Source organism: Streptomyces sp. N35, from assembly GCF_016464295.1.
Classification (GTDB): domain Bacteria; phylum Actinomycetota; class Actinomycetes; order Streptomycetales; family Streptomycetaceae; genus Streptomyces.
In genome coordinates this window covers 44825-48591 of record NZ_JAEIMH010000072.1, presented here as the reverse complement: position 1 = coordinate 48591, position 3767 = coordinate 44825, and the positions used below count along the sequence as shown (strand labels likewise).

The following is a 3767-nucleotide window of genomic DNA, read 5'->3' as shown; positions in this document are numbered from 1 at the left end:
CCCGGGGCCACCCGACCCGGTGTCCCACGGCTCACGCTCCGGGGCGCCCCGGCCTGTCGGCGACGCGGCGAAGGCGACCGTCTCGGCCGCCGGGTCCCCGTACAACCCGAGCGCGGCGAACACCCCGGCTCCCGCTGCGCCGGCCACCGGCACCAGGCCGAAGCCGACGAGAAGCCCTTCGGCCGGCCAGAGATCCGCCGAGTGCCGCGAACACACCTGGCATTCACGGACATGCCGGGCTATTCGCTTGCGCCACAGCCCGGACGGCACCCCGTCCCAGATCCCGACCACCGCACCGAGCCCTGGGCAGGGCGGTGCGGCCAGCGCACGCACCACCACGCGCGCGGTCTCCAGCTGGCCCTTCATCCGCTGCACCCGCACCGCGGCATGCTGCTCGGAGATCTCCAGAGCGGCGGCGAGCTCGGGGCGGGTCAGCTCTCCGGAGGCCTCGAGCCACCACAGCGAGAGCAGCTCCCGGTCGTCGCTCTCCAGCCAGCGCGTCGCCTCGGCGACCTCGCGTCGCTGACCCTCGAGGCCGAGCCGGACGATCGTGACATTGACGAAGTCCCCGGCGGGGTCGGCCAGATCGAACTCGTCCCGTGCCCCGAAGCCGTCCGGCGCGGACTGGCGCGCCTGCCAGTGGTCCCGTACCTGATTCATCGCGATCGCCACGAGCCACGACCGGAAACGCCCCGGATCCTGCAGCCGTCCGATGCCGCGCAGTGCGCGCAGCATGGTCTCCTGCACCACGTCGTCGACGTCGGCATGACCGTTCAGCGCGCGGCCCACGACGTTGTAGACCAGCGGCAGATACGCGGTGACCAGTTCGGTCTGCGCTCTGCGGTCACCGTGCTGTGCCGCGCGCACCAGCGCGCCGCTCTCTCGGCTCACACCCACGTCCGTCCACTCTCCCTCTCGCTCGCCGCCTCCCCGGGCCGGCGATCAGGAGACCGTGGGGGCGTCGGCGGATAACAGGAATTGCGTCACCTTCGCGCGTGCGTGCGCAGGGGCACAAGGGTTCAGGGGTGTGGGAAATGCCGTATGTGAAGGGGCTGTGTCGATGGTGCGGGCTGGTTTGCGGTGATTAGGGGGTGTGGGGCGGTGGCGTGTTTCACTCCGCCTCCTCATACCTTCGCCGAATGTTCCCTCACGTCGGACGGGGCGTGCAGCCAGCAGGCGGCCGGCCCGAAGTCGGGTTCCCGTACGCGGCAGACGTCCATCGCCTGAGGGCAGCGCGGGTGGAAGCGGCAGCCCGGCGGGGGGTCGGCCGGGTCGGGGACGTCGCCGGGGAGTTCGGCGGGCAGGGTGCCGAGGCCGTCGGGGTGCGGGATGGCCCGCAAGAGGGCCTGGGTGTACGGGTGTCGGGGTGCGTCCCAGACCGACGCGGTCTCGCCGACTTCGACGATCCTGCCCAGGTACATGACCGCGATCCGGTCGGCGATCAGCCGGACCACGGACAGGTCGTGGCTGATGAAGAGGAGTCCGGCGCCCGAGTCCACGGCGAGATCGCGCATGAGGGTGGCGACCTGGGACTGGGCGGAGGCGTCGAGCGCGGAGATGGGTTCGTCACCGATCAGCAGCCGGGGTCGGGCGGCCAGCGCGCGGGCGATGGCGACGCGTTGGCGTTGCCCGCCCGAGAGTTCGTGCGGATGGCGGTGGGCGAAGGAGCGGGGAAGGCCGACGCGTTCGAGGAGGTCGGCCGGGGTTGCGCGGTCGCCACCGACGCGCAGGCCGTCGGCGGGGGTTGCGCGGCCGGCACCGACGCGCAGGCCGTTGGCCGGGGTTGCGCGGCCGGCGCCGACGCGCAGGCCGTCGGCGATCTGGTCGCCGGCCCGGCGGCGCGGGTTCAGGGAGGCGTAAGGGTCTTGGAAGACCATCTGGATCCCGGTCAGCGCCCGGCGCCGCAGACCGAGCGGGGTGACAGGGCGGCCGTCGAACGTGATGGAGCCGCCCGCCACGGCGTGCAGTCCGCACACGGCCCGGGCCAGCGTCGACTTGCCGCACCCCGACTCACCGACCAGACCGACGACTTCACCGGCGGCGACCGTGAGCCCGGCCCCGGCGACGGCCCTGACGGGCGGCTGCCCGGGGGAGCGGTGCTCGACGACGAGGTCGGCGATGCTGAGCAGCGTCATGGCAGGTCCTCGAGGAGCTTGCGGGTGTACGGATGGGAGGGTGTGCGCAGTACGGACTTGCGAGCGCCCGACTCCACGACCAGGCCGTCACGCAGCACGCTCACCTCGTCGGCGATGGCGGACATGACCCCGAGGTCGTGGGTGATGAGCAGGACGGCGAGCCCGAGTTCGTCGCACAGGCCGCGCAGCAGGCGCAGGATGCCGGCCTGCACCGTCACGTCCAGCGCGGTGGTGGGCTCATCGGCGATCAGCACCTGCGGATCACAGGCCAGCGCCACGGCGACGGCGATTCGTTGCCGCATGCCGCCCGAGAACTGGTGCGGATAGCGCCGATACGCCTCCGCCGGGCCGGGGATGCGGACCTTGGTGAGGAGTTCGAGGGCGCGCTCGCGTGCCTCGGCCTTGCCGAGGCCCAGGTGAGCCCGCATGTGCTCGGTCAGCTGCCTGCCCACGGTCAGCATCGGGTGCAGACTGGTGGACGGGTCCTGGAAGACCATCGCGATGTCGTTGCCGCGCACCCGGTTGAGCTCCTTGTCGGGGAGCCCGAGCAGGTCGCGCCCGGCCAGCTCGATCCGTCCGCTCGCCCGCGCGCCGTGCGGCAGGAGGCCGAGGACGGCGAAGCCCGTCATGGTCTTGCCCGACCCGCTCTCGCCGGCCAGCCCGTGCACCTGCCCCTTGTGGAGGGCGAGGTCGACTCCGGACAGGATCTGCGTGTCCCGGATCGACACCCGCAGACCGGTGATCGTCAGCGTCACAGCGCACGCTCCTTCACGGCGCGGGCGGTACGAGGGTCGAGGGCGTCGCGCAGCGTGTCACCGAGGAAGTTGAACGCGAGCACCACGGTGAGGATCGCGAGCCCCGGGAACGTGGCGACCCACCAGCTGTCGAAGACCTCCATGCCCGACGCCACCATCGCCCCCCACTCCGCGGACGGCGGTTTGGCGCCCAGGCCCAGGAACGAAAGGCCGGAGAGCAGCAGCAGTGCCGTGCCCATGTCAAGGGTCGCGAGCACGAGGATCGGGCCCACCACGTTGGGCAGCACGTCCACGCGCAGCGACCGCCACACGGAGAAGCCGAGCAGCCGCCCGCTGAGCACGAACTCCCGCTCGCGCACGGCCAGCACGAGACCGCGGCCGACACGGGCGTAGGACGCCCAGGCCACCACGAGCACGGCGAGTACCGCGTTGGTGAGGCTGGCGCCGAGTGCGGCCGCCACCACCATGGCCAGGATGATCGTCGGGAACGCGAACACGAGGTCCGCGAAGCGCATGATCACCTCGTCCGCCCAACGGCCGAAATACCCCGCGACACCGCCGAGGAACCCGCCGATCAGTACGGAGAGAGCGACCAGGAGCAGGGTGAGCGGGATCGACACCCTGGCGCCGTAGAGGACCCGGCTGAGGATGTCGCGGCCGAGCTGATCGGTGCCGAACCAGTGCCCGGGGCCCGGTTCGGCGAGACGGGGCAGCTCCTGGGCGAGCGGATCGTAGGGAGCGAGCAGGGGCGCGGCGGCGGCGATCAGCAGCCAGGCGAGCGCCACCAGCGCTCCGGCCACGGCCTGCGGCCGGCGCCACGCCTCGGGGCGCCGCCCCCCCGCGGCCGGCCGCCCCGTCACCGCGGCGGGCAAACCCC

The 3767-nt window shown here is 72.5% G+C and carries 4 protein-coding genes; all 4 read right to left on the bottom strand.

Features of this window, described 5'->3' with window-relative positions; genetic code table 11:
* The coding region (locus JAO81_RS31500; RefSeq protein ID WP_199551375.1) for an RNA polymerase sigma factor at positions 1-891 on the bottom strand (891 nt) is incomplete at its 3' end.
* Between the two features lie 233 nt (positions 892-1124).
* Positions 1125-2135: an ABC transporter ATP-binding protein gene (locus JAO81_RS31495; protein WP_199551372.1), complete on the bottom strand. Its 1011-nt coding sequence runs from the start codon at positions 2133-2135 to the stop codon at positions 1125-1127.
* Positions 2132-2890 carry an ABC transporter ATP-binding protein gene (locus JAO81_RS31490; protein WP_199551371.1) on the bottom strand — a complete coding sequence of 253 codons (759 nt, stop codon included), beginning with the start codon at positions 2888-2890 and terminating at the stop codon, positions 2132-2134. The genes JAO81_RS31495 and JAO81_RS31490 overlap by 4 nt, the downstream gene beginning before the upstream one ends.
* Positions 2887-3762 carry an ABC transporter permease gene (locus tag JAO81_RS31485; protein ID WP_199551374.1) on the bottom strand — a complete coding sequence of 292 codons (876 nt, stop codon included), beginning with the start codon at positions 3760-3762 and terminating at the stop codon, positions 2887-2889. Before JAO81_RS31485 ends, JAO81_RS31490 begins: the two co-directional genes overlap by 4 nt.
* Positions 3763-3767: the final 5 nt, after the last annotated feature.

What these genes read in the sequence shown, in the direction of transcription:
- JAO81_RS31495 (WP_199551372.1), bottom strand. Translation starts at nt 2,135, where the DNA reads ATGACGCTGCTCAGCATCGCCGACCTCGTCGTCGAGCACCGCTCCCCC.